General features: G+C 41.7%; 22 protein-coding genes. 16 read left to right on the top strand and 6 right to left on the bottom strand.

The genetic code is table 11. The features are described 5' to 3' along the window. Nucleotides 1–261: 261 nt before the first annotated feature. The 9 genes from ACR5KR_RS33075 to ACR5KR_RS33035 all read left to right on the top strand — a co-directional run bounded on the left by ACR5KR_RS33075 (nt 262) and on the right by ACR5KR_RS33035 (nt 13,219). Nucleotides 262–2,115: a response regulator gene (locus ACR5KR_RS33075; RefSeq protein ID WP_448269546.1), complete on the top strand. Its 1,854-nt coding sequence runs from the start codon at nt 262–264 to the stop codon at nt 2,113–2,115. Beyond that, on the top strand, nt 2,112–4,667 hold the full coding sequence (locus ACR5KR_RS33070; RefSeq protein ID WP_448269544.1) for an ATP-binding protein: 2,556 nt from the start codon (nt 2,112–2,114) through the stop codon (nt 4,665–4,667). Before ACR5KR_RS33075 ends, ACR5KR_RS33070 begins: the two co-directional genes overlap by 4 nt. A gap of 141 nt (nt 4,668–4,808) precedes the next feature. Beyond that, a complete protein-coding gene (locus tag ACR5KR_RS33065; RefSeq protein ID WP_448269542.1) occupies nt 4,809–5,186 on the top strand; it encodes a response regulator in 378 nt (125 codons plus the stop codon). Between the two features lie 116 nt (nt 5,187–5,302). Beyond that, the gene (locus ACR5KR_RS33060; protein WP_448269540.1) at nt 5,303–5,710 is read left to right on the top strand and encodes a response regulator; all 408 of its coding nucleotides are present in this window, start codon (nt 5,303–5,305) and stop codon (nt 5,708–5,710) included. A 179-nt stretch (nt 5,711–5,889) separates the two neighbouring features. Continuing rightward, the gene (locus ACR5KR_RS33055; RefSeq protein ID WP_448269538.1) at nt 5,890–9,606 is read left to right on the top strand and encodes a diguanylate cyclase domain-containing protein; all 3,717 of its coding nucleotides are present in this window, start codon (nt 5,890–5,892) and stop codon (nt 9,604–9,606) included. Between the two features lie 187 nt (nt 9,607–9,793). Next, on the top strand, nt 9,794–10,012 hold the full coding sequence (locus tag ACR5KR_RS33050) for a hypothetical protein (RefSeq protein ID WP_334897684.1): 219 nt from the start codon (nt 9,794–9,796) through the stop codon (nt 10,010–10,012). Nucleotides 10,013–10,602: 590 nt separating this feature from the next. Further along, entirely contained in the window at nt 10,603–11,325 is a 723-nt protein-coding gene (locus ACR5KR_RS33045) for a carbonic anhydrase (protein ID WP_448269536.1), read from the top strand. A 315-nt stretch (nt 11,326–11,640) separates the two neighbouring features. Continuing rightward, the gene (locus tag ACR5KR_RS33040) at nt 11,641–12,531 is read left to right on the top strand and encodes a DUF1932 domain-containing protein (protein WP_448269534.1); all 891 of its coding nucleotides are present in this window, start codon (nt 11,641–11,643) and stop codon (nt 12,529–12,531) included. 13 nt (nt 12,532–12,544) lie between these two features. Next, nucleotides 12,545–13,219 carry an O-methyltransferase gene (locus ACR5KR_RS33035; RefSeq protein WP_448269532.1) on the top strand — a complete coding sequence of 225 codons (675 nt, stop codon included), beginning with the start codon at nt 12,545–12,547 and terminating at the stop codon, nt 13,217–13,219. A gap of 660 nt (nt 13,220–13,879) precedes the next feature. Here ACR5KR_RS33035 and ACR5KR_RS33030 read toward each other — a convergent pair. Further along, a complete protein-coding gene (locus ACR5KR_RS33030) occupies nt 13,880–14,653 on the bottom strand; it encodes an SDR family oxidoreductase (protein WP_448269530.1) in 774 nt (257 codons plus the stop codon). Nucleotides 14,654–14,813: 160 nt separating this feature from the next. Continuing rightward, complete coding sequence (locus ACR5KR_RS33025) at nt 14,814–15,653, bottom strand: nuclear transport factor 2 family protein (protein ID WP_448269529.1); 840 nt, start codon at nt 15,651–15,653, stop codon at nt 14,814–14,816. A gap of 84 nt (nt 15,654–15,737) precedes the next feature. Between ACR5KR_RS33025 and murG the strand changes: the two genes are divergently transcribed. The 3 genes from murG to ACR5KR_RS33010 all read left to right on the top strand — a co-directional run bounded on the left by murG (nt 15,738) and on the right by ACR5KR_RS33010 (nt 18,990). Further along, on the top strand, nt 15,738–16,811 hold the full coding sequence (gene murG, locus ACR5KR_RS33020) for an undecaprenyldiphospho-muramoylpentapeptide beta-N-acetylglucosaminyltransferase (protein WP_448269528.1): 1,074 nt from the start codon (nt 15,738–15,740) through the stop codon (nt 16,809–16,811). A gap of 56 nt (nt 16,812–16,867) precedes the next feature. Continuing rightward, nucleotides 16,868–17,527, top strand: coding sequence for a glutathione S-transferase family protein (locus ACR5KR_RS33015; RefSeq protein WP_448269527.1), 660 nt, complete (start codon nt 16,868–16,870; stop codon nt 17,525–17,527). 119 nt (nt 17,528–17,646) lie between these two features. Continuing rightward, a complete protein-coding gene (locus ACR5KR_RS33010) occupies nt 17,647–18,990 on the top strand; it encodes a hypothetical protein (protein WP_448269526.1) in 1,344 nt (447 codons plus the stop codon). A gap of 23 nt (nt 18,991–19,013) precedes the next feature. Here ACR5KR_RS33010 and ACR5KR_RS33005 read toward each other — a convergent pair whose 3' ends face one another. Then, a complete protein-coding gene (locus ACR5KR_RS33005; RefSeq protein WP_448269525.1) occupies nt 19,014–19,379 on the bottom strand; it encodes a VOC family protein in 366 nt (121 codons plus the stop codon). 312 nt (nt 19,380–19,691) lie between these two features. Here ACR5KR_RS33005 and psbA point away from each other — a divergent pair, with 312 nt between their 5' ends. From psbA to ACR5KR_RS32990, 3 genes are all read left to right on the top strand, one after another. Beyond that, nucleotides 19,692–20,774: a photosystem II q(b) protein gene (gene psbA / locus ACR5KR_RS33000; protein ID WP_448269523.1), complete on the top strand. Its 1,083-nt coding sequence runs from the start codon at nt 19,692–19,694 to the stop codon at nt 20,772–20,774. Between the two features lie 494 nt (nt 20,775–21,268). Next, the gene (locus tag ACR5KR_RS32995; RefSeq protein WP_445629384.1) at nt 21,269–21,778 is read left to right on the top strand and encodes a hypothetical protein; all 510 of its coding nucleotides are present in this window, start codon (nt 21,269–21,271) and stop codon (nt 21,776–21,778) included. 48 nt (nt 21,779–21,826) lie between these two features. After that, nucleotides 21,827–22,714, top strand: a complete 888-nt coding sequence (locus ACR5KR_RS32990) for a hypothetical protein (protein ID WP_322685843.1) — start codon at nt 21,827–21,829, stop codon at nt 22,712–22,714. 45 nt (nt 22,715–22,759) lie between these two features. Here the strand turns inward: ACR5KR_RS32990 and ACR5KR_RS32985 are convergent, their stop codons facing one another. The 3 genes from ACR5KR_RS32985 to ACR5KR_RS32975 all read right to left on the bottom strand — a co-directional run bounded on the left by ACR5KR_RS32985 (nt 22,760) and on the right by ACR5KR_RS32975 (nt 25,017). Then, nucleotides 22,760–23,482 carry a hypothetical protein gene (locus ACR5KR_RS32985; protein WP_445629383.1) on the bottom strand — a complete coding sequence of 241 codons (723 nt, stop codon included), beginning with the start codon at nt 23,480–23,482 and terminating at the stop codon, nt 22,760–22,762. Nucleotides 23,483–23,915: 433 nt separating this feature from the next. After that, nucleotides 23,916–24,254 (bottom strand): hypothetical protein, encoded by a 339-nt coding sequence (locus ACR5KR_RS32980; protein WP_445629382.1) that lies wholly within the window; start codon nt 24,252–24,254, stop codon nt 23,916–23,918. Nucleotides 24,255–24,855: 601 nt separating this feature from the next. Further along, nucleotides 24,856–25,017 carry a hypothetical protein gene (locus ACR5KR_RS32975; RefSeq protein WP_448269521.1) on the bottom strand — a complete coding sequence of 54 codons (162 nt, stop codon included), beginning with the start codon at nt 25,015–25,017 and terminating at the stop codon, nt 24,856–24,858. Between the two features lie 57 nt (nt 25,018–25,074). Here ACR5KR_RS32975 and ACR5KR_RS32970 point away from each other — a divergent pair, with 57 nt between their 5' ends. After that, a complete protein-coding gene (locus tag ACR5KR_RS32970; RefSeq protein WP_448269520.1) occupies nt 25,075–25,338 on the top strand; it encodes a hypothetical protein in 264 nt (87 codons plus the stop codon). Nucleotides 25,339–25,463 lie beyond the last annotated feature (125 nt).

The raw sequence follows: 25,463 nt of genomic DNA, 5'->3' as shown, positions 1-25,463 counted from the left end.
AGAAAATATACAGTACGAATGCACTGACACAGATTTAAGTCGGGGGTGACAGTGTTTAAGTCTGTAGTTGTCTTAGTTTATAAAGGAGAAACACTACTTTACTTATTAATTTTTGTCAACAAATATCTCACACTGCAAAATTTAAATTAACTTGTTGTATTGTTTGTAACAATATATTAAAATTACACAAAAGTTTGACCGCGCAGAGGGTGTCTCCTGCGATCGCGAAGGTGTCATAAGCATCTTTTTTTGATACAACTTATGAAAATTTTGTTGGTAGAGGATGACGTATTACTGAGTACAGCACTGTTCGAGTTGTTGAGTGCAAATCATTATACTATCGACATTGCAAGCAATGGACAAGCTGGATTAGAACTAGCATTATCGACTGAATATGAGTTGATTTTGCTGGACTGGCTAATTCCAAAACTGGATGGGATTACCTTGTGTCGGCAACTGCGAAAGCAAGGCTACCGTAAATCTATTCTGTTGTTAACTGGGAAAAATTCTAATGCAGATATTGTGGCGGGGTTAGATGCCGGAGCAGATGATTACGTCATCAAACCCTTCGATCCAGAAGCATTACTAGCCAGAATTCGCTCTTTATTACGACGCAATGGGGCGATCTCATCATCTATTTTAACCTGGGGAAATCTCTGTTTAGATCCAAGTGCCGGCAGAGTAACTTCTAATCAGCAGGAAATTCTCCTCACAGCCACAGAATACAAACTGCTGGAGTTGTTTTTGCAAAACCCAGACCGGATTTTTAGTCGGGCAGTGATTCTAGATCGGCTTTGGGGATTTGGGGATGCACCGACTGAAAATGCAGTTACGACTCATATTAAAGACTTGCGCAAGAAACTGAAAACAGCAGGTATAGCAGAAGAATTTCTAGAAACCGTATATGGTATGGGCTATCGCATCAAGCCTGCACCTAATCGCCCCATGTCTGTTGGGGAAAAGAATCAACATAGAAAGAAAAAACCCGGCCCCAAAGATATGACTTCTGTAAATCGGGTGCTGGAGCGATTTCGTAATTCCTTTGTTGGACAGGTTGCAGTGCTGGAGCAAGCAAAAACTGCACTCTTGGCAGGAAATTTAAATAAAGATTTACAGCAGAATGCATTGCGTGAAGCTCATAAGCTAGCAGGTTCAATGGGGTCGTTCGGTTATCCAGAGGGTTCTCGCCTTGCACGGAAAATAGAGCATTTGCTGCTTGAAGATTCCTTGCTATCTCCAGAGCAAATCTCTAATTTCTCGCAACTGGTAACAGCATTACAGCAAGAGTTAACCAAGCCTGCTGTCACTTCCACTGCTCCAAGCGTCCCGATGAAGCAAACTCATCGGCTGTTAGTAATCGATAATGATACTATGCTGACAAAGCAGTTGCAAGCACAAGCTGATTCATGGGGAATCAGGATGAAGGTTGCACCAAACTTAGCAACCGCCCGATCGCTTTTTTCCTTAAAAACTCCTGATGCTGTTTTACTGGATTTGAGTTTTACAACAGCAGAGGAAGACGGATTAATATTATTGAGCGAGATAGTAGAGCGATCGCCAAATATCCCAGTTATTGTTTTTACCGGACGAGATAGCCTAGCAGAACGACTGAAAGTATCGCGTTTAGGAGCTAGACAATTTTTGCATAAACCGGCGACAACCGAGGAGATTTTTCAAGCGATCGCTCGTGTCTTACCTCAACCTCAAACTTCCGAAGCCAAAGTTTTAATTGTAGACGATGACCCTGTAATGCTGGCTGGATTATCAGCGTTGTTAACTCCTTGGGGACTGGAAGTAATCACCCTCTCCCAATCACAACAATTTTGGAAGGTGCTGATTGCAACATCTCCTGATTTGGTGGTGCTAGATTTAGAAATGCCGATAGTCAACGGATTAGAGTTGTGTAAAGTCGTGCGTCAGGATGCCCAGTGGGGAGATTTACCGATTTTAGTAGTTACAGCCCATACGGAAGCAGAATTTCTTCAGCAAGCTTTTGCTGCCGGAGCCGATGATTTTATCAGCAAGCCAGTACTAGGGCCAGAACTTGTGACACGGGTATTGAGCCGCATTCAAAGAACTCGTTGGCGCTCTCAGGCAGGGAGAAGTAAAGCGTGATCGGAAATTATCAGCAATTATTAGCTTACGGTGTGGCTATTGGTTCAGCTGCGATCGCCCTGCTGCTGTCACTCTGGCTAGAACTGCTGCTTTCTCGAACCATTGGTGCTTTTTTCTATATAGCTATTATTGTAAGTACTTGGTATGGTGGCTTTCGACCAGGGATCGTTACAGTTGTCCTTTCCACACTGGCAATTGATTATTACTTAATTCCCCCTCAATATCAACTGAGGATTAATCAACCAGGAGATATATTACGGCTAGGTCTTTTCCTCCTAGTTGCCTTGATAATTAACTTGGTGACAGGCAATCTTCAGTACAGCAGACGGAAGATTCAACAACTCAACCAACAATTGTCTCAAGAAAATGCCGAGCAACTGCGGATGGCTCTTGACGAGCGCAAACAAGCACAAGAAACGCTGCAACAGCAATTTGAGCAACAGCGCTTAGTGATGGAGATCAGCCAGCGTATCCGGCGATCGCTCAATTTACAAGATATCTTGCAAACTACTGTTGATGAAGTGCGGCAATTTCTGGAGTGCGATCGCGTCACTATCTTCCAATTTTATCCAGGTTGGGGAGGAACGATTGTGATTGAGTCTGTTGCACCGGACTGCATGGCTCTTTTACCACTCCAGATTTATGACCCTTGCATTGGTGAAGAGAACGTCGAACCCTTTAAACAAGGCTTAGTCACTGCGAAAACTGATATTTATACTGCTGGAATTAGTCCCTGTCACGTTGAATTTTTGGAAAGTCTCCAAGTGAGGGCAAATCTGGTCGTTCCTGTTTCCGTAGGAGATGAATTGTGGGGATTATTAGCAGCTCATCAATGTAGAGCTCCTCGTGAGTGGCAATCTTCAGAAATTACTCTGTTGCGGCAGCTAGGAGCGCAAGTAAGCATTGCTATCCAGCAAGCAGCTTTGTTCAAACAGTTACAGACAGAACTAACAGAGCGCAAACAGGCAGAAATTGACCTACAACAACTGAATACCGAACTTGAGCAACGGGTGCAAGAACGTACTGCCCAACTGACAGAGACGAACGATCGCCTGCGAAAAACAGTTATAGAGCAGCAACAAACCCAACTCACACTTTTAGAACAGGCGCAAATGCTGGAGCTTCAAGCTGTAATCACCCGAAATATGGGAGAAGGCATTTGCTTAGTGAGAATTGATAATGCAATCATTATCTATGCCAATCCGAAATTTGAGCAGATGTTTGGCTATGACTCTGGTGAACTCAACGGTCAACACGTTTCGATTGCGAACTGTGTCACCAAATCAGTAACTACTCAAAATGTAAATCAAGCCACTTTGTCTGCCGTTTTACAAAATACTGAAGCCACCTACGAAGTCCAGAATCTTAAAAAAGATGGTACGCCATTTTGGTGTAGTGTGACCGCTTCGGTATTCAGACATCCCGACTACGGCGACGTTCTGGTTGCGGTTCACCAAGATATCACTGAACGCAAACGCATCGAAGATGCTTTACGCCACAGCGAAGAAAAATTTCGTCAGCTGGCAGAAAACATCCAAGCAGTATTTTGGATGACCGATATTCAAAATCAGCAAGTTCTATATGTGAGCAATGCATACCAAACCATCTGGCAAAAAAATTGTGAGGACTTGTATCGCGACTATTCAAATTGGTTAGATGCAATTCACCCAGAAGATCGCCAGCGCGTCGAAATTGAACTCATTGAACAGATGAAAGCAGGGCAATACGATAAAAAATATCGCATTATCCGCCCTGATGGTTCAATCCGTTGGATTCGCGATCGCGCATTTCCGATCAAAAATGAATTCGGCGAGGTAGTTCGGATTGCTGGAATTGCCGAAGATATCACTGAACTAGAGCAGATTAATTCGATCAAGAGTGAGTTTATTGGCATCGTTAGTCACGAACTCCGCACCCCCTTAACTGCAATTCGCGCCGCATTGGGTTTACTACAAACTGGTATCTACGACAAAAAACCAGATAAATTTAAGCGGATGATTGAGATTGCAGCCATCGACAGCGATCGCTTAGTGCGTCTTGTCAACGATATTCTCGATTTGGAACGCTTAGAATCAGATCGAGCTGTCTTAGAAAAAACCATCTGCAATGCGGCTGACTTAATTCAACAAGCAGTAGCAGGACTGCAAGCGATCGCCAATCAGCAAAATATCACCTTTAATATCCACCCGACTAATGCTCAAGTTTGGGCGGCTCCTGATGCTATTGTGCAAACACTTACTAATTTGTTAGGTAATGCGATTAAATTCTCGCCTGTCGATTCTACTATTACCCTCAGTGTCCAACAGCAAACAGACCGCGTACTATTCCAAATAACGGATCGAGGTCGAGGTATTCCAGCAGACAAGTTAGAAGCAATCTTTGGAAGATTTCAGCAAGTAGATGCCTCTGATTCTCGCACCAAAGGCGGCACAGGCTTGGGATTGGCAATCTGTCGTAGTATTATTGATCGGCACGGTGGGCAAATCTGGGCTGAAAGTACTCTTGGTGTTGGCAGCACGTTTTTCTTCACTCTACCATTGCCGGGGAATTAGGCAGGGGGCAGGGGGCAGGGGGCAGGGGGGCAGGGAGCAGAGAGCAGGAGGTCACTGAGCGTAGTCGAAGTGGGGCAGGGAGCAGGGGGAGAATAACAAATGACAAATGACAAATGACAAATGACAAATGACAAATGACAAATGACAAAAAAATTGTTAATTGTGGATGATGAAGAACGAATCCGCGAATTAGTGCAAGCTTGTTTAGAAGACTTGGGAGGATGGGACACCCTGACAGCTGCATCTGGGTCAGAAGGATTAAAAATTGCCCAGATGGAACCTATTGATGCCATTCTACTTGATGTCTCTATGCCTGACATGGATGGCTTTGCAGTCTACGAAAAACTTCAGGCAAATTCAGGAACCGAAGCTATACCAGTGATTTTGTTAACAGCGAAAGTCCAAGGGAGCGATCGCGCCCGTTTCGCCCAGATGGGAATTGCTGGAATCATCACCAAACCTTTTGAACCCACCTCTATTTGCAACGAAGTTAGTGAGATTCTGGGGTGGAACGATTAATAATTAAGTTTGGTAACGAAATCTATATCTTTATTAGTTTTTTATTTTTGTAATGTATTTTTTTGGTTACAGATAAAAACCTTTTATCTGTAATCAAAAAAGGTATATGAAATCAAATGAATATGCTAAAGGAGGTAAATATAATCGGCAAAACGATATTGCTCATTGATGATGAACTGCATGTCCGTGAGATAGTAAAATTTTGCCTCCAAGATTTAGCTGGTTGGAATGTGGTGACAGCAGATTCTCCATTAGAAGGATTGCAGAATGCAGTACACCATACTCCTGATGCGATTGTATTAGATATCTCAATTCACGATCTGGCTAGTTTTGAGTTTATGAATAAACTAAGAAATCATCCAGAAACTCAAGCTATTCCTGTAGTGTTGCTCAGTGCGAAAGCGCGATGGTTGGATTCGCAAATTTTGCGACAGTATCAAGTTGCAGGTGTAATTCTCAAACCCTTTAATCCAGTTACCCTCCCGTCTCAAGTTGCTCAATTGCTGGGTTGGGATTTTACCTGACTAAAAGATTAAACAAGAATGAGTAAAATATCCAATCTATAACAGGATTTGCAATTACTTGGAGTACAAAAAATTCCTAGAGCTTAAATTTAACTTAACGTTTTAGGTAATTTGGAATAGAATTAAATACTAAAGATAATTTTTACATCTACCTAAGTGCATATACATAGATTATTCCTATGCTGTTCAATCGTCTATCGGGTTCTGAAATTGATTTAAAGCAAATCCTCGATCGAATTAGGATGCTGGCCGATCAAATTCATCAGTCACTTGAAATGAGTGAAATTCTCAAGATTATTGTCAGCGAAGTTAGAACAACATTAGAAAGCGATCGCGCCATTATCTATCGTTTTTTGCCGGATGGAGATGGAGTCATCGTAGAAGAGTCTGTAAGTAATGGATGGAAACCGATTCTAGGGCAACTAATTTACGATCGTTGCTTCAATGCGATATGGGTAGAGCGATATCGAGATGGAAGCGTTAGTGTCATTGAAGACATTCATACTACAAACTTTGACCCTTGTTACAAAAAACTATTAACAGACTTGCAAATTCGAGCTAATTTAGTAGTACCAATTTTAGTAAACAATCAAGCACTTGATGGAGTTTCTAGTACATATCCTCATTTATGGGGCTTAGTAATTGCTCACCAGTGCAGTGGCTCGCGTCAATGGAGTTCTTTAGAAATTGAGTATTTCCAACTGATAGCCGCAGAACTAGGAATCGCTCTTGGGGAAGCAGAACGCCATCGGCAAAAGGCTACATCCTGCCAAAAACTAACGCTGCAACTGAATCAAAACCTGAAAAATTTGACAGTTCAGCCAAGGTTGAAATCAATCAAAAGAACTCTGGATCGGAATTTTAGAGGTTCCATTATCACAAGAACAGCATTGCCAAAGAATATATCAGTTGCAGACTTGATTGCATTTGATCGATTACAAACTCCAGTTTGGATTTATGATATTCAAAACTTGCAGATGTGGTGGGCGAATCAATCCGCTCTGCATATTTGGAATGCTCAAAGTCGAGAAGAATTGCTCAGTCGCAACTTCAGTGATGTTTCCCAGTCTACTCACACTCGAATGCAAAGCTATTTGCAAGAATTTCAGCAAGGGAAAACCATCACTGAAAACTGGACATTTTACCCAGAAGGAAAACCTGTTTCTCTGCGCTGCATCTTTTCTGGAATTCAAATTGAAGAAGGGCGAATGGCGATGCTGGTTGAAGGATCGACAGAAATTATCAATCAGATCGATCGAGAAACACTCAGATCGATTGAAGCCCTACGTCACACCAGAGTCATGATCTCGCTTTACACGATGGATGGTGTACCCTTGATGCAAAATCCGGCAGCCCTTCGCTGTTATCGGGATACCTTGTACCCTAACTCGTCAGCTGAGAATATTTTCCTGAGTCACTTTGTTGACAAGAGTGTTGGACAACAAGCTATGAAAGCGATTAATTTCGGTGAGGCGTTCAGCATAGAGGCTCAGGTGTTTACTACTGAGGGAATTCAATGGCATGGGATCGATATACGATGCACCCGCGATCCGGTAACAGGTAACTCCATCATCCTCGTCAACGAAAACAATATTACCAAGCAACAAGCTGCACTACAAGAACACCAGCGTACAGAATCAGAATTGCGCTGGCGGGAAGCTTTGCTGCGTTCTATGACTGAAACTTCTTTGCTAGGATTTTTTGTTGTTGACAATCGTACCGATGAAATTCTCTATTTCAATCACCACTTCTGTAAAATTTGGGGCATCGAACATCTAGAAGACAAAATGCGTTTGGGTGCTTTAAAAAATAATCAGATTATTTCTGATTGTATATCTTCAATTGTCGATGCATCGGCATTTGTCGAATCCTATAAACCGTTGCAGTCTGAAGAAAATCGTTGCACGATTGAGGATGAAATTTTATTTGTCGATGGGCGAACGATTCGCCGCTTTTCCAGTCAAATTCGGGATACTCAGGATCGATATTTTGGGCGGTTGTACATTTTTGAAGACATCACCCCTCGTAAACAAATCGAAGCCGCACTCAAAATCAGTGAAGAAAGATGGCAGTATGCTTTGGAAGGAAATGGCGACGGAGTTTGGGATTTGAATGCTGAAACTAACGAAGTCTTTTTTTCCCGACGATGGAAAGAAATGTTAGGGTTTGCAGAGCATGAAATTGGAAATACCCTCAGTGAATGGGAACAACGCGTTCACTCCGATGATAAAGCGAGGGTTTACGAGGAGGTTAGCAAGCATTTATCCAGTGAAACCCAACAATATGTCAGTGAATATCGGATTAAGTGCAAGGATGGAACCTACAAGTGGATTTTAGATCGAGGTCAAGTTTCGAGTCGCGCCAAGAATGGTTTTCCTCTACGGATGCTAGGAACTCATACTGATATTACTGAACGCAAGCGTATGGAAGAAGCGCTGCGAGAAAGCGAACAACGCTATCGTTCCGTAATTACAGCGATGGCAGAAGGTATTGTCCTACAGCAATCCGATGGACGCATCACCACCTGTAATGACAGTGCCGAAAGAATTTTAGGGTTAACAGCCGATCAAATGATGGGGCGAACTTCCATCGCTTTGCAGTGGCGAGCGATTCATGAAGATGGTACTTCTTTTCCAGGCGAAACTCACCCCGCCATTGTCACCTTACGCACTGGAAAGCCTCAATTTAATGTGATTATGGGAGTTCATAAACCTGATGGCAGTTTGACTTGGATTTCAATCAATTCTCAACCACTGTTTGAATCCGATGAATCAAAACCATCGGCGGTGGTGACATCATTTACAGATATCACAGATCGCAAACAGGCACAAATTGCCCTGCAACAGCAAACAGAACGGGAACGCATGGTTTATGCGATCGCTCAACATATCCGTAGGTCTTTAGACTTGGATGAAATTTTAAATACAACTGTTGCTGAAGTTAGACATTTTCTGCAAACCGATCGCGTCATCATCTATCGCTTTAACCGTGATTGGAGTGGTGTGATTGTCACGGAGTCTATAGCAGCAGGTTGGCAATCGATTTTGAATATGGAAATTACAGATAGCTATTTTGTCAAAATACAGGGACAGTCTTATCAAGAAAGTACGCTCAGAGTTACTCCAGACATCTACACCGCCGGATTTACCCCTTGTCATGTAGAGTTATTGGAACAGTTGCAAGTCAGAGCCAAGCTAGTTGTACCAATTTTACAAGGCGATCGCCTTTGGGGTCTTTTGGTTGCTCATCATTGCAGCGCCCCGCGTCAGTGGCAACCTTGGGCAAGCGAACTGCTTCAGCAATTGGCAACACAGGTAGCGATCGCTATTCAGCAATCAGAACTTTATCAACAATTGCAGCGTGCCAACCAGCAGCTTGAAAATATGGTAATGGTGGATGAATTAACTCAAATCGCCAATCGCCGATGTTTTGATATTAAGCTTAATTCTGTCTGGCAGTATCTTTTACGAGAACAAGGTTTTGTCTCACTACTTTTATGCGACATTGATTATTTTAAACAATATAACGATACTTATGGTCATGCGACCGGGGATGATTGTTTGCGCTTTATTGCTCAAGCTTTCAAACAAAGTGTTAAACGTTCTAGAGATTTAGCTGCTCGTTATGGTGGAGAAGAATTTGTTGTCATCTTGCCTAATACTCCTAGTAATGGGGCTTTTCACGTTGCCCAAGAAATTCATAAAGCTATCCAACAGCTAAATATTCCCCACGCGGCATCGCCTGTGAAGCACCATGTCACCTTGAGTATCGGAATTGCTACAGTGATTCCGACACCCAATATGGCTCCTTTGGATTTGATTGAGGCAGCAGATCGAGCCCTTTATCAAGCCAAAGCAAACGGGCGTAATCGTTCTTGTATAAATAGACTGTCTTAGAGAGTGATGCTGCGCTTCTTGCGATCCTACGCTAATCAAGTAATTGTTAATATTTTCTAAAGTTTTTAAACTCCTGTCATTTCTTTATTAGTTCTTTATTTTCTGTTTATAAATTAAAGCTGTTGGTAGTTAAGCCAAGAGCAAACTACTTATTTTTGTTTAACTTTTTTAATAAAACAACAATACTATGACAAACTGCCCTTGCTGTTCTAACCAAATGCTTCGTCACATTCGTTTACAAGAAACCTACTGGTTCTGCCGTCACTGTTGGCAAGAGATGCCTAACCTGAGTTTAGATAAAAGTACTTTAAATTTGACTAGAAAAAATACATCATTAGTCAGAGAACCAATTTCAGTCAACCACAAACTTTTGAAAATGAACGTTAGAACAGAGCTTTGTGCCTGAGTGAATCAGGAAGCAAACACCAAAGCAGCTACACTTACGCTTTAAGAGGATGTTTGAAAAGTTTAATTCCAATACTTTTCAAACATCCTCTTAAATAGCTAGAGGTATCGTCTGAATACTAGACCTCTTGCAAAAATATATTTTTGCAAGAGAGGGAAAAGGGAAAAGGTTAAAGGGAAAGGATTTTGAATCTCTTTACCTTTTTCTGCTGCCCCTTTACCCCGACAAATGCCAAGAAGTCTGCTGACTAATAAGTTAAAAGATAATATCCCTATATTTACAGTCTATTGTAGGTTGGGTTGAACGAAGTGAAACCCAAAAAATGCGCGAAAATGTTGAGTTTCGTTCCTCAACCCAACCTACGCAAATTTATTTTTCTGGCTTAACCCAAGCGTATTGCGATAAAGCCGCTTTAATGACTCTCTTGTATCGCTTGTTCATTTGCTTTCATCACTAACCCAGATTGGATTCTAACCACTCTAAATCACGCGAATATTAAATGACCCTTAAACCGTGTAATCAAGTACTCTTACATCTTAGTTAAGTCTGATATCTTCTTGAGAACAGCTTTATTGTTGTCAGGTAGATTGATGAGTCGAATTAATGGATTTGTCGGGCGACGTAATTTCTTGAAATTCGCCAGTGTTGTAGGTATTGCAGCTACTACTTTCGGTGATAGTTTTTGGAATATAGAGCAAACTGCTGTTGCTGATATTCACCCAGTTAACCCTAATTCAATCAGTCCAAATGAAGCCATCAAACGCTTGCTTGACGGTAATCAAAGATTTATCCATCAAAAACGCCAATATCCCGATCAATCACTAGAACACCTACGATTAGTTGCAAAAGCTCAGTATCCCTTTGCTGCCATATTGGGCTGTGCAGATTCTAGAGTACCTGCGGAAATTGTTTTCGATCGAGGACTTGGAGATTTATTTGTCGTGCGAGTTGCTGGTAATGTTGTCAGTGACACGGTTATAGGTAGTCTGGAATATTCTACAGCAGTATTGGGTTCGCAGTTGATTATGGTTTTGGGTCATAAAAGATGCGGTGCAGTAGCAGAAGCAATCAAAAACGAACCACTTCCGGGCAGAATTGGTTTGATTATTGAGGGTATCAAACCATCTGTAGAAAGGGTAAAGTTCAGAACTGGCGATCATATGCAAGATGCAGTTATAGCCAACATTCTGTATCAAACTGAAAAATTGCAAGAAAGCTCAACTATTTTAGCTAAATTGCTTCGTGAAGGTAAACTAAAAATTGTTGGTGCTTGTTACGATATTGATACTGGTAAAGTAAACATTCTTGCTTGAATATCTCACAGATTTTCAGTGTATGATTCTTACACTATATTAGTGTATTGCAATTCCTTAAAATCCCTATTATAAATTGAAATAAATCTAGTTTATTTTGATAAATTGCAATAGGAAATGGCAATTTATCAAAATCCTTATATATATAAAGACTGTTTTGCTCCTACCTCTTACCTATCTCTCAGCAGAGAGCTTGCTTGTTAAGCTTATCCGTGGTTTGATTAAAGTACGGCATATACATCAATGAATCGTAGTTTATGACTACTCAATTACCTGAATTAACTTGTCAGCCATAAAATAAATATAAAACTTTCCATGCCTATCCAAACTATTGGTATTTTAAGTCCGGGTGATATGGGACAGGCGATCGCAGCTGTTCTTAATCAACATGGATTGAAAACTATTGCAGCCCTAGACGATCGCAGTGAACGAACTCGGCAATTAGCAGCCGCAGCCAACATCCAAGATGTAGGTTCCCTCACACAACTGGTAATTGAATCTGATGTGGTGCTGTCAGTTCTAGTCCCCGCAGCGGCTACCCAAGCGGCGAAGCAAGTAGCTGAGGCGATCGCCAGTGTTGGTAAACCCATTCTCTACGTTGATTGTAATGCGATCGCACCCCAAAAAGTCATAAATATCGGCCACCTCATTGAATCAGTTGGGGGAACATTTGTAGATGCATCAATTATTGGCCCACCACCACGAGTTCCCAATCGCACCCGCATTTACACTTCTGGAAAACAGGCAAATCAACTGCAACAACTGCGGGATCGCGGCTTGGATGTACGGGTAATTGGTGATGAAATTGGTCAGGCTTCCGGGTTGAAAATGTCCTACGCAGCATTGACAAAGGGACTTACAGCAATTGGCACAGAATTACTAATTGCAGCCCATCGTTTAGGTTTAGATAAGGAACTATGGGATGAAGTATCTAATAGTCAACAAGAACTTGCTAGTATTTTGACGCGTTCCATTCCAACGATGACACCGAAAGCGCATCGTTGGATAGGAGAGATGGAAGAGATTGCAGAAACCTTTAAAGAGTTAGGTTTAACTGAGCGCATTTTTTTCGGAGCAGCTGACGTTTACCGTTTGGTGAAAGAAACCTCCTTGGGTAAGGAAACACCAGAAGAGTCTAATCGCGATCGCTCTTTGGATGAAATCATTACAATCCTTTCTAATGAAGCAAGTGACACTGAATCGTAAAAACTGAGAATCTATGACTCAAGAGCAATGGACTGCGGTCGATCGTTACTTTACCGATTTGCTTGTACCGTCAGACCCAGCGCTGGATAAAGCCCTCCAAACTAGTGCCGCTGCCGGACTACCGCCGCATAACGTTTCGCCAACCCAAGGCAAACTATTGCTACTGTTGGCGCAAATCCAAGGAGCGCGAAGCATCTTAGAGATTGGCACACTGGGCGGCTACAGTACGATCTGGCTGGCGCGGGCGTTACCCAGCAATGGCCGCCTAATCACACTAGAAGCTGACCCAAAGCACGCCGAAATTGCCCGCGCCAATATCGAGCGCGCTGGTCTGTCTAACGTTGTTGACCTCCGCCTCGGACAAGCGCTCTCTACACTGCCACAGATTGCCGCTGAAGGTCACAGCCCATTTGACTTAATCTTTATCGACGCTGATAAGCCAAGTAATCCCGATTACTTCGCGTGGGCGCTCAAGCTTTCCCGGCGCGGCAGCCTGATTATCGCTGATAATGTTGTGCGTAACGGAGCAGTGATTGATTCCAGTAGCAACGATCCTAGCGTTCAGGGGGTGCGCGGCTTCAACGAACTGCTTGCTTCTGAGCCACGCGTCAACGCCACGGCAATCCAGACTGTGGGTAGCAAAGGATATGACGGCTTTGCGATCGCGATCGTTACGGCTGACCAATAGCCAATATACTTCTTGCAAAAGTCGGGGAAAAGGGGAAGGGGGAAGGGGTAAAGGGTAAAGGGTAAAAAAACTCAAAATCCTTTCCCTTTAACCTTTTCCCTAAGAGTGCAAAAATATATTTTTGCGAGAGGTCTAATATACTTGCCTTGAAAATAGTGTGGCGATGTTTGAGTTGAGCTACACTAACGCAAACTCATGAAAATTTAGAAAAAACTTAAAGCTTGTAATAAATAAACCCAGCAGGGACTATATAACAAGTCCCCCTGCCAGGAAGGTATAGTATATTCTGGCCATGTTTGATTAGATTAGCGCTTATTTGTAAAAAATAATTGCGTATCCTTAAATACAATAACTAAATACTTCGTAAAACACAGTTAAGAAAAGTTACTAAATAGGTTAATTTCTAATTAAAATCCAATACGCTTGTTGGTTGGGTTAAGAGTTCTTCACTCTAGCTGAGTCGGTAAAGCCTTAACAAACTCTCTAGACGTAAACTGAAATATAAACAGTAAGACTTTAAATATTTAGTGAAATTAAATATGCGTTATCCAGAACCTTAGTAGAGACGTAGTACTACGTCTCTACATTTTTTCTACCAAATGTCTCTTGAGTAGAGTAAATGGCAGGGGTAAGCTTTTTTAGAATGGGATGAGATGACTTTTATGTTCGTCGATTAACTAGGGTAGCGCTAGCTTGGTCAACAGGCATTAGCACAACTTCATTAATATTGACATGGGGCGATCGCGTCACACAGAAAAATATCACATCAGCCACATCATCTGCTGTTAGGGGTGTAACTCCTTGGTAGACTTTGTTAGCACGTTCAGTATTTCCGTGAAAGCGTACCTCGCTAAATTCCGTTTCTACCATACCAGGATCGACAGAAGTTACACGGACTCGCGTACCCAACAGGTCTTGTTTTAAACCTTCAGAAATGGCTCTGACAGCAGCTTTGGTAGCACAGTAGACATTGCCACCGGGATAGGTTTGATGTCCGGCGATGGAACCTAAATTTACCACATGACCGCGATCGCGACTTACCATTCCCGGAACGACATAGCGGGAGACATAAAGTAAACCCTTAACGTTAGTATCAATCATGTCTTCCCAATCTTGAAAGCTACCTTCGTGCAACTTGTCTAAACCACGACTCAAGCCAGCATTATTAATGAGAATATCGATGTCAGACCAGGCAGAGGGTAGAGTCGCAATGGCAGATTCAACAGCATGGCGATCGCGTACATCTAGTTGTAGTAAATGAATTTCAGTACTAAAATCTTTACTCAGAGTATCTGCTAGCTGCTGCAAACGTTCTAACCGTCGTGCGGCTAAAATCAGTTTTGCACCTGCACCAGCGAAGATTCTTGCACAAGCAGTACCAATACCACTACTTGCACCAGTAATCAAAATAATTTGATTTTGTAGGGAAATCATTAGGATAGTTAGGAGTGAGGAGTTAACAAGGATAGTTAGGAGTTAGGAGTTAAGAGTTATGAATTATGAATTAGCACAAGTTTCATAGTTCATAATTTATCATCAATCGGTCTATAACTCCTACCTCCTACCTCCTGTACAGACGCGATTAATCGCGTCTCTACTTCTTCACCACTTGCAAGCGCTGAGTTATCATCGTCATCCCATTACCTCGTAGGATGACGGCAGAAACCCATTGGCTACCTGGGGTAGATGGTGCTTGTCCTACTTTAAACAATCCGCCAGATGTCAGTAATTCTAAATCGACGGGTGTAGGATTAAGAAATTTATCTGGTTGGATAGATTCTTCTAAGGCCGTTCCTAGTAAAAAATCATCACCAAGTGGCTGTTGAACGATCGCATCAAAATTATATTTCTGACCGACTTGCACTTGCTGGGGTAATTTAATATCAATTTGGGGCGGATTACTACCAGAAGTAAGCAGGGTGCGTTCTGACAAAATGTCTTGGCGGACTATTTTTCCGCCTTCAATGCGCTGACGCGATTTAATCGTGGCATTGAGAGCTAACTTATTACCGTTACCAGAGGGTAAGCCAGTTATCTTTGTTTCTGTTTCAGCAATAATCCCATTGGCTTCAGGTTTTGAAGATAGCAGTTTCGTGCTGTATTGCAATTTCGGATATCGTTGCCAAAGTGAAGTCAAAGACTTTTCTAGGGTTTGGAGGTTTAATCCATCGCCATGAGTGAAATTGGGACTGTAGAATTGCAACACCCCTCTGACATCGCCTCGGCTGGCAGCAGTATCAACTTGTGTCAACAGGTTTGTCAGAGTGGCTGGTGCATTTTGGGCTGTCGTGGCTTGGGATAATTGCTGTGGTGTCGTTGCCTGAGTACGTTGCCAACCAGTTGTTAAACCAATAGTCAGTAGGAGCGAAACCAACCAAATATTTGCTGGAAATTTGAGTTGTCGTCTCACTAAGGCGGTAATAATGTTAGTCATGGGTAAGAGTTTACTGATTTGATTAGAGAAAGTAAGCAAATTGTTTTATCTTAGTTAAGCTAGACGCTAAACGGTAGAGGTTTGATGGCAAACGCACCGATACGATTATTAATAGCTGCCAGTGGGACTGGTGGACATTTGTTTCCAGCGATCGCCCTGGCGCAAAAACTTCCAGACTATCAAATAGAATGGCTGGGAGTACCCGATCGGCTAGAAACTCAACTTGTCCCGAAACAGTATCCCTTGAATACTATTGCAGTTGAAGGGTTTCAGCAAGGGTTTGGAGTTTCCTCGATTCGCATTTTGGGTAAACTTGCCCTTTCGATTCTAGAAGTCAGACGAATTCTCAAACAAGGAAATTTTCAAGGAGTGTTTACCACAGGGGGTTACATTGCCGGGCCAGCCATAATTGCGGCGCGTTCCCTTGGTTTACCCGTGGTTTTCCACGAATCTAACGCTTTACCTGGTAAAGTAACTCGCTTTTTTGGCCCTTGGTGTAGTGCGGTAGCCTTGGGATTTGAAGTAGCTGCTAAGTATTTGCCTCGTGCCAAAAATGTCTATGTTGGTACTCCAGTAAGATCGCAATTTCTTGATGGAGCAATTAATGCGCCACTGGATTTAGCTATTCCTGATGGTGTGCCTTTAATTGTTGTTTTTGGCGGTAGCCAGGGTGCAGTTGCAATCAATAACTTGGTGCGCGAATCTGCAAAAGCTTGGTTTGATGCTGGTGTTTATGTAGTACATTTAACTGGCGATCGCGATCCCGAAGCAGACAGTCTCAAACATCCACAGTATATAGCCTTACCTTTTTACAACAATATGGCGGCATTGTTGCAACGAGCAACTCTTGCGATTAGTCGTTCTGGTGCAGGTAGCTTAACAGAATTAGCAGTGTGTGGAACGCCAGCGATTTTGATTCCTTACCCCTTTGCCGCAGAAGACCATCAATCCTACAATGCAGACGTATTTACTTCATCGGGTGCAGCGTTAACGTTAAAGCAATCTGAGTTGACGACTGAAGTATTGCAAAATAATGTGTTGAATTTATTGCAGTCACCGCAAGAGTTAGCAAAGATGAGGGAAAAAGCTTATGCGATCGCAGTTCCTGATAGTGCCGAAAAATTGGCGCAGTTAGTCCGTGAGGTAGTGGAGAGATAACACAGCTATTCCCAATGAGCTGATCTGAACTTTAATAAAAATTCTCAAGGTTTCCGATGTTAAAGCTTTATCATCATCCAATTTCACCAAATTCTCGCCGTATTTGGATTACTCTAATCGAAAAAGGAATAGACTTTGAATTAGTAGAAGTCAACATTTTAGATAGCGAACATTTAAAGCCAGAGTTTTTAACTCTTAATCCTTTCCACCATATTCCTGTTTTAGTGGATGATAGTTTTGAGATAGTGGAATCTTTGGCAATATTAGATTACTTAGAGGCAAAATATCCCACACCTGCTATGTTGCCTATCGATGCAAAGGATCTAGCAATTGTGCGAATGGTGCAATTAGCAACGGTAAATGAATTAATGCCACCCACAATCATATTGTCCCCCGTAATATTAGGCTTACCTGGAGGAGAGCCAGACAAAATTGAGCAGTCGAAACAGAAAATCTCAATAGTACTGAATTTTTTCGAGAATTTACTCGACAGTCGCCCTTTCTTTGGCAGTGATAGTATAACTCTTGCTGAATCTGTAGCTGGCTCTATAGTACCCTGGTTGATGAAGGGCGGTGTTTCTTTGAGTGAGTATCCTAAGCTTTGTGCTTGGTGCGATCGTTTAACAGCACGTCCGGCTTGGCAAAAAACTCAAACTCCAGAAATTTTAGAAGCCATAAAATCTCGTATGGCAGCTAGGATGATTCAAACTCTTTAGTTATAAAAGCTCTACAAAAACATAAAAGTTATATGAGTGCAAGCCTCGTGTTTTAGTAGATTTAGCATTAATAAATAAGTATAATTATTATTAATTAGTAGCAATTTATTTTCCAATTTATGAATATCCAGTTGAGTCCAAAATTTTGTTTGATGATTGGTTGTGCTGGTTCTTTATTTTTAAGTTTAGCAAATAACCATCTATATCCTCAGTCAAAAACTAAAGACCTAGTACCACAAAATCGTGTTTTTACTCAACAAGAAAATTTTGTTCAAATTAAACCACATATTTCTTTTACTTCAAATAAAGTTACCGATCCAATTACCTCAAGGTTTCAAAATACTTTTGCAACTCAACATATATCTGATAGAATTCTAGACAAGCAAAACGCTTTTTCATCTCCGCACAATTTATTAGCAGCATCTACACCCTATCCAGTTGTTGATGAGTTCAAAAAATATAAATTTAATATTAATGGTAGTCAGATTGCTACTCCAGGAAAACTACCAAATAGTAAGGTTAAATTCAATCAAGGAGATTTATTAACCGTTCTCGTTAATACTAGAAAATATTTTCAAGATTATGCTTCAGAAGACCCAGATATTATGCGTCCAGGAGTCCTTACTACTCAAGGAGTTACTGTAGCAGATGTCCTTAAAACTTTGGATTTTATGATTGCTATTTTGAAAGAGGATATTGCTAATAATCGGGCTACTCGTTTACAAGACTCTCAATTTATTAATACCAATTTTCGAGTTATTAAATGGTCTGCCTACAATCCCAAAGCTAAACAGCAAAAACAATTACGAATCACCAAATATGCTGTATTTACTCACCCTGGTTCCCGCAAGAAAACCTCTACTTTTAATATACCAATTTATAGCTTAAAAGATAATTCTAATAACGATAAGTTCTACACTCGATACACAAAGCAAGATGTTTTATCTGGTATTTATGAACCAGGTGGTAGAGAATTTGGAAAAGTGAATACTCTTGCTTATCTAACCAGAAATGGCTTAGAAGAAGCAATTATGGAAGGAACAATCCTGATTAATTTTACAGATGGTTATAAGGCATTTTTTAATGTAGATAGAAACAATGGAATGGCTTATATCCGTGGATTAAAGGCAACAGCACAAAAGCGTTATTGGTATTTTAGAGAAGTTGATGCTATTAAAGGTTATGGATACAAAATAGATGCCAAAATTTCTATCAAACCGGGAGTTACTTTTGCTGGAGATGTTTTGAATGTCGGTTTAGGTAAGGTAATTGTGATTGAGCATACTCAAGGTGGTCGCAAACATCTGCAAATGGGAGTCATCGCTGATACAGGTGGAGCATTTTTACCCAATCTTTATCAGCTGGATTTTTTGGCAGGTATTTTTAAGAATAAAACAGAATTTGGGCAGAATATCAGCCAATTACCGGACTATGCCACAGCATATTTTTTAGTCAAAAAGTAATGCATTGACCTGATGTCAAAAATCTATGCACGGGTTAACAATTCTAAGTTGTGACCATCGGAGTCATAGAAATAAAAGCCACGACCTTCCTTTCTGTGGTTAATTTGTCCTTTATTGTGATGCATGGGGTCGCTACTGTATTCAATACCTGCTTCTTTGACGCGTGCAAAAATTGCATCAAATTCTTCATCACTGACATGGAACGCATAATGATGCGGCTCAAACGCTTCAGTGTCGGCGAAGTCGAGTGTCAGCGCATCATTTATATGCACAGCAGCAAAGTGACCAACGGGAAGCTCAACCTCTAAACCAAAAATTTTTGCAAAGAACCTCGCGGATGCTTCTTTGTCATGTGCAGGCACTATGGTGTGATTTAGAGTAATTGTCATGTCACACCTTCCCTCCTAATTTTGGTAATAATCCATATCAACTCTGGATTTCAGAGTCGATAACAACAATGTTCCTTTCTATTTTATCTTTTGGGCGTTAACACCAGAGTAAATATATCTAAATTCTGCGTTCGCTGTATTTGGAACACCCACAAACACTAGAAACGAGCTTAAATAAGCAAACCTGATATGAGTTATCAGGTTTCCTGAAGTAATAAAACTTGATTAAATTTTGTAAAGCAGTGTAAAGTAGTTTCACAGGCAAAGACAAAGTTGCCTGATTCATAAATAACTAACCGCACTTATAAAACAATGACAACAACCTTACAACAGCGCTCAAGCGCCAATGTATGGGATCGATTCTGCGAATGGATCACCAGCACCAACAATCGGATCTACATCGGTTGGTTCGGCGTAGTCATGATCCCCACCTTGCTAGCCGCCACCGCGTGCTTCATAATCGCCTTCATCGCCGCACCTCCAGTAGACATCGATGGAATCCGCGAACCAGTAGCAGGTTCCTTGATTTACGGAAACAACATCATCTCCGGTGCAGTAGTACCTTCCTCCAACGCCATCGGCTTGCACTTCTACCCCATTTGGGAAGCAGCTTCCTTAGATGAGTGGTTGTATAACGGCGGCCCTTACCAACTAGTAATCTTCCACTTCCTGATTGGCGTATTCTGCTACATGGGTCGTGAATGGGAACTATCCTACCGCTTAGGAATGCGTCCTTGGATTGCGATCGCTTACTCAGCACCTGTTGCAGCAGCAAGTGCAGTATTCTTGGTATACCCGATCGGACAAGGATCATTTAGCGATGGTATGCCCTTGGGTATAAGTGGAACCTTCAACTTCATGATCGTGTTCCAAGCAGAACACAACATCTTGATGCACCCCTTCCACCAATTAGGTGTAGCTGGTGTATTCGGCGGAAGCTTGTTCAGCGCAATGCACGGTTCTCTTGTAACTTCTTCCTTGGTTCGTGAAACCACCGAAACCGAATCTCAAAACTACGGTTACAAGTTCGGTCAAGAAGAAGAAACCTACAACATCGTTGCGGCTCACGGCTACTTCGGTCGGTTAATCTTCCAATACGCTTCTTTCAACAACAGCCGTTCCCTGCACTTCTTCTTAGCAGCATGGCCTGTAATCGGTATCTGGTTCACCGCCTTGGGTGTAAGCACAATGGCGTTCAACTTGAACGGTTTCAACTTCAACCAATCAGTAATTGATTCTGAAGGTCGTGTGATTTCAACTTGGGCTGATGTGATCAACCGCGCTAACCTGGGTATGGAAGTTATGCACGAGCGTAATGCTCACAACTTCCCTCTGGATTTGGCTGCTGGTGAAGTTGCTCCTGTTGCTCTGACTGCTCCTGCGATCAACGGTTAATTATAATCTGAGATACGCTCTTCACGATTCTCTATAAATAAAAGACGCTCTCCCGAAAGGGGGGGCGTTTTTGCATTGGTTTAATTGCTGCGTTACAGCTATTTTCAGGTAAATAGACGTGAGTTCGACGGCTCTAAAAACCCCTCTCCAAACCTCTCCCCCACAGGGAGAGAGGCTTTGAAACCCTAATTTTTTCGTTGGAAACTAAGAATATTTCTGCCCCTCTCCGCGTCGGAGAGGGGTTGGGGAGAGGTTCATCGAACTCACGTTAAATAGACAACGCGATAAGGGCGCAAGGCGTTGCGCCCCTACAACAGATATGGTTCAAATACATGAAAACTTTTTTGAAGTGCAAAAATGACTTTTATCGGTGAGAACTTAGGAAATAATTATCAAAAAGTAAATTTTACAGTCAATAACGGTTCAGAACGGGTAATAATTGCTAGCAGCGCAAATAATTGCCTTAAAGCTCAAATATCAAGGAGAAGCCAAGAATGATTTTACACCGTGGGCGTAGGGTAGTAGCCGCTTTGTTGCTGTCGGTAGTACTACTGACAACAGCCTGTAGTCCAAAAACACCGGGACGTTTTGACCAGGCACAAAAAGAAAGCACTCAACAAAAAAGCGGTCAATCGGTAGCTAAAACCGCAACTCAGGGTAGCGAATTTAATAAACTTTTCCCAAAAGCTGGTGATGGCTACCAACGCGTCTATACCCAAGAGAAAAAAGGCTTTGCGGAAGCGAAGTTGAAGAAAGGCGGTAAAGATATAGCGTTGCTGTCTATTTCTGATACCACCAGCACACCGAGCGCAGCAGCAAAGTTCTCGAAAAGCACTAAAAAAATTGGCGGTTATCCTGCAATAGAAGTTGGTAAAACGCAAACTGCAATTTTGGTAGGTAAGTACCAAGTAAAAGCACTTTCTCGCGATCCGTCATTTACAGCTAGCGATCGCGAAGATTGGCTAGAAAAGTTTAATCTTAATGGTCTAGCTAGACTGAAATGATTTGCACTACTAACATTCAGATCGTAAAACCTAAAAAAGGAGATTTTTGTGAGCAAATCGATTGTTGAGTTAGTCGATCAATTGCCAACTGGCGGCTTGACTGTTTCTATGTTGAAGTCCCTCGATTTTGTTGCTCCTGGAGAGTGGCAAAATACCGTTGGCTTTGTCAACACTATTAAGAAAGTCACTGGCGAAGACGACGAAGATTTAATTCAGCAAATTGGCGAAAGAGCGATTTATCTATTTAATGATAAATCTCAAGGATACCAAACAGCCTTGTGGTTATATCAAACTGTTGATAATACAGATAAAGCCCTTGGTGCAGCAGCTTTAGCTAACAAAGTCGGCGAAAAAATTCCTTTGTTGGGTTTTTTAAACTCTGTCACTCCCAAACCTGATAAAGCCCAAACCATTGATTTGACGTTAAAATTAGTGGCTGAGTTAGTAGCCTTCTGTCAAATTAACGGCATTCCCGGAGACAGTATTGGGGATTTTGTCGCCTCTTTAGGAGAGTACAGTGGTGAGTCGCTGATCCGCATGGTGGCATTAGTTTGCGTTGATGGTTTGATACCTTTAGGCCCAGATTTTATCAGCAAAGCGATATCTGGGCTGAATCAAACAAATCCACAGGAGTTAGAACAAAACTCGACTTTCCAAAATATCAAAGATGTGATTCCTGGGAACAATGCCGGCAGTAAACTCAACTTTATCGGTGAAAGCTTTGACTCAGTTAAAGGTTGGATGAGTGGGTTAGTTAGCGCCAATAATTTAACGCCGCAAAAGGTTGTCCACAACTTGCAAAGTTTTACCGATATTGCTGATGACAAGTTGGACTACCTTGCAGCATTCCTGGATGTAGCAACAAATTATTATGAGCACACTGGCACGCAAACTTTAGCACATCGCTTGATTGAACGCGCGGTGGCTGAGATTTAGGTTGATGGGAAGTGGGGACTGGGAAGATTTCCCAATCTCCAATTCCTATTGGGGTAAATGTAAATCTGCGGCGATCGCATACAAGTAAGGTTGAAAAATAGCCAAGTTTTCTAGTTTATCAAACTTACCTGTTTGCGTACCTGTGTCAAATGCAGTAGTAATTACGTAAAGTTTAGTGCCATCAAAGGCAACATGACCGATATGTTGCTCTTGTACTTCACCTTGCTGCTTAAGTCCGACGAACCCATAGCGAATTCCCTGAAGCTTACCAATGGTTACTGGTTGCGGTGGGTAGGCTGAGAAAGTAATCTGTTTTCCATACTTACCCTGTCGATCTTTGGCAAACGCAGCATAATGCTCTACAACCCAAGTCTTAAGTACTGGTAATAACTGGGTTTGGTACTTGGGACTTTGGTAGTCTACTAGAGAAGCAGTTGGGATACCAGCTGCTAAGAGTTTCTTTCGGAAATCCTCATTGTTTGCTAGTGGGTAAATGTTAATCTCAACTGTACCCAAACGTTTTCCTTTGGAGGAGACACACAACAAAGGTGCATTTCCTTCACAGGGAGCAACTTGCCAGTTAGTTGGAGCAGCAGCACTTCCCAGAATTTTCTGCCAAATATTTCCTTGATTAGAGTTGGGAAGTTTGGCAACGGTAGGAGGTTTTACTACTTTGGGTGAAGAAAATTGCGGTAAAAAAAATTTGGCTCCCACCGGTATTGACACCAGCAAAATAGAACCTAGTAATAAATGATAAAGTCGTAACATTTTTTTAAAATCCAGAGCCAGGGATTGCAGACTAACGATATCTACAATACTTTATGGATCGATACGGTTTACCAAGCTGATGAGCGATATAAAATTTTGGAACTATACACCAATGGCACTAAGAAAATATGAAGCCTTTGCCAGGACAAGGTGTTGGGTGTAGTAAAAAATTAATAAAAGTAGAAAATAGAAACAAGTACTGACTAAGCCCCGTTGGGGTGGGTTGTAGGGTGTGGGGTGTAGTACAAGTCTCTACCAATGCCGTCTTCCCTACCCCTACCCCCTACACCCTGTTTTTGACAATGATGTATCTCTAAGAACATCAATCAAGTTGTTCTTAAATTACATCTTATGGTTTATTGCCTAAATTGACATATTAAGCAATGCTGTTACTCCTAGAAATAATTTGTATTGCTTTCAATGATTCAGGCGTTTAATCTTCGTCAAGGGCTGGGAAAGCTTCTTCAAGCTGCCACAACCGATCTTTATTTTCAACGAACCAAATACGAGTTTCTGGAGTTAATTTACTCCAAATGTCTTCAATCGGGATGTGAGGAGATGCATACTGATAATGCTGACCAAGTGATTTGAGATTGTCCGCTACATCACGGGGAATTCCAAATTGTTCCCAGTCAACTATTATATGTTTTCCCGAAACTCCGGCTGTGGGGTCAAAAACCAATTGTGCCGATCTGATTAAATCAGCAAAGTGTTTCGGTTTGAGTTTGGTGATCTCCTGAATTTGGAGTGATTCGTTATGCTCTTGAGACATGATCGCCGCAGTAGTAAAGATTAGTGATTCAGTTGAATTTACTGCCAGAGATTTTTATCCCAATATTTTTACTTTAGCGCAGAGCCACTAACTCGATCGCGACTTAACCACACAAAGGGTTTAAGCAAATCGTTTCGGGTGAGCAAATTTACCACACATCTATCAGTACAATATCTCAGATAGTAATGAAAAGTTTGTAGTAAGCACTTTAGGGACTTCCAAAGAAAAAAACATTCAATTTTTCTTGTGGAGTGGGCGTCTCGCCATTGGTGTCAACTTAACGTGAAACCGAACGTCCGCCAGTCAGGGATTAAAATCTCTGTCTCATAGCAAAAGTCCTCTAAAAGAGGACTGAAGATTACAGTCCATTTTAATGGACTTGGGTTATTAGACCGCCGTTTTAACGGTGGGCGGACGCACAACACCCAACGAGTACGCTATTTCTGGCTGAAGTTGACACCACTGGCGTCTCGCCCGCCCAATGGTTAGGGCGGACAAGATGTCCACCCCACAAGATTGAATAATTTATTTCTTGGTAATCCTTTAGTGCTTAGAAAATAAGGACTAAAGTCCTTACTACGAACTGTTCCTAGTACCTATTTTAGTGACGAGTGTAGGAATGCTCAAAGTCAGTTTTGAGTGTATGAGCCATAAGAGCAATTTCTGCTTGTTGTCTTGCAATCAGCGGCAAATCCTGCTCCAATATTTTATTCGTATTCAAGTGAGCGAGCCAGCGCCGCCTCAACTTGACTCCCCAAGTCATGAAACAAACAGGGGTTTGAATAAGTCAAAGGTGATTTTGCTTGCGGAAAACACCCAAATGAGAAAGCATTCAAGCATTTTGAGTAAGTCAAAGGTGATTTTGCTTGCTGAAAATACCGAAATGAGAAAGCATTTAAGCATTTTGAGTAAGTCAAAGGTGATTTTGCTTGCTGAAAATACCGAAATGAGAAAGCATTTAAGCATTTTGAGTAAGTCAAAGGTGATTTTGCTTGCTGAAAATACCGAAATGAGAAAGCATTCAAGCATTTTGAGTAAGTCAAATGCCATTTTGAGAAAGCATTTAAGTATTTTGAGCAAGTAAACAGGTCTTTTTATAAAGAAATAAGGCTTTTTGAGCGAGTAACCAGCAAATATACTTAACGATTAAAAATCGCGTTTGCACAAATGAATTCGGCAATCAAATAATTTAATAACTTTTCTATAAGT

It is taken from the genome of Nostoc sp. DSM 114159, assembly GCF_053470285.1.
Note: the sequence above shows the minus strand (reverse complement) of the source record. Positions and strands in the feature narration are given on the sequence as shown.

Bases quoted from the DNA above. Each gene is read 5' to 3' on its own strand.
- ACR5KR_RS33045 (WP_448269536.1), top strand. From the start codon at position 10,603: ATGAGTCGAATTAATGGATTTGTCGGGCGACGTAATTTCTTGAAATTC.
- ACR5KR_RS33040 (WP_448269534.1), top strand. From the start codon at position 11,641: ATGCCTATCCAAACTATTGGTATTTTAAGTCCGGGTGATATGGGACAG.
- ACR5KR_RS32975 (WP_448269521.1), bottom strand. From the start codon at position 25,017: ATGACTTGGGGAGTCAAGTTGAGGCGGCGCTGGCTCGCTCACTTGAAT.
- ACR5KR_RS33055 (WP_448269538.1), top strand. From the start codon at position 5,890: ATGCTGTTCAATCGTCTATCGGGTTCTGAAATTGATTTAAAGCAAATC.
- ACR5KR_RS32995 (WP_445629384.1), top strand. From the start codon at position 21,269: ATGATTTTACACCGTGGGCGTAGGGTAGTAGCCGCTTTGTTGCTGTCG.
- ACR5KR_RS32970 (WP_448269520.1), top strand. From the start codon at position 25,075: ATGAGAAAGCATTCAAGCATTTTGAGTAAGTCAAAGGTGATTTTGCTT.
- ACR5KR_RS33015 (WP_448269527.1), top strand. From the start codon at position 16,868: ATGTTAAAGCTTTATCATCATCCAATTTCACCAAATTCTCGCCGTATT.
- ACR5KR_RS32985 (WP_445629383.1), bottom strand. From the start codon at position 23,482: ATGTTACGACTTTATCATTTATTACTAGGTTCTATTTTGCTGGTGTCA.
- ACR5KR_RS33065 (WP_448269542.1), top strand. From the start codon at position 4,809: ATGACAAAAAAATTGTTAATTGTGGATGATGAAGAACGAATCCGCGAA.
- murG (WP_448269528.1), top strand. From the start codon at position 15,738: ATGGCAAACGCACCGATACGATTATTAATAGCTGCCAGTGGGACTGGT.
- ACR5KR_RS33035 (WP_448269532.1), top strand. From the start codon at position 12,545: ATGACTCAAGAGCAATGGACTGCGGTCGATCGTTACTTTACCGATTTG.
- ACR5KR_RS33050 (WP_334897684.1), top strand. From the start codon at position 9,794: ATGACAAACTGCCCTTGCTGTTCTAACCAAATGCTTCGTCACATTCGT.
- psbA (WP_448269523.1), top strand. From the start codon at position 19,692: ATGACAACAACCTTACAACAGCGCTCAAGCGCCAATGTATGGGATCGA.
- ACR5KR_RS33005 (WP_448269525.1), bottom strand. From the start codon at position 19,379: ATGACAATTACTCTAAATCACACCATAGTGCCTGCACATGACAAAGAA.
- ACR5KR_RS33025 (WP_448269529.1), bottom strand. From the start codon at position 15,653: ATGACTAACATTATTACCGCCTTAGTGAGACGACAACTCAAATTTCCA.
- ACR5KR_RS33060 (WP_448269540.1), top strand. From the start codon at position 5,303: ATGAATATGCTAAAGGAGGTAAATATAATCGGCAAAACGATATTGCTC.
- ACR5KR_RS32980 (WP_445629382.1), bottom strand. From the start codon at position 24,254: ATGTCTCAAGAGCATAACGAATCACTCCAAATTCAGGAGATCACCAAA.
- ACR5KR_RS33010 (WP_448269526.1), top strand. From the start codon at position 17,647: ATGAATATCCAGTTGAGTCCAAAATTTTGTTTGATGATTGGTTGTGCT.
- ACR5KR_RS33030 (WP_448269530.1), bottom strand. From the start codon at position 14,653: ATGATTTCCCTACAAAATCAAATTATTTTGATTACTGGTGCAAGTAGT.
- ACR5KR_RS33075 (WP_448269546.1), top strand. From the start codon at position 262: ATGAAAATTTTGTTGGTAGAGGATGACGTATTACTGAGTACAGCACTG.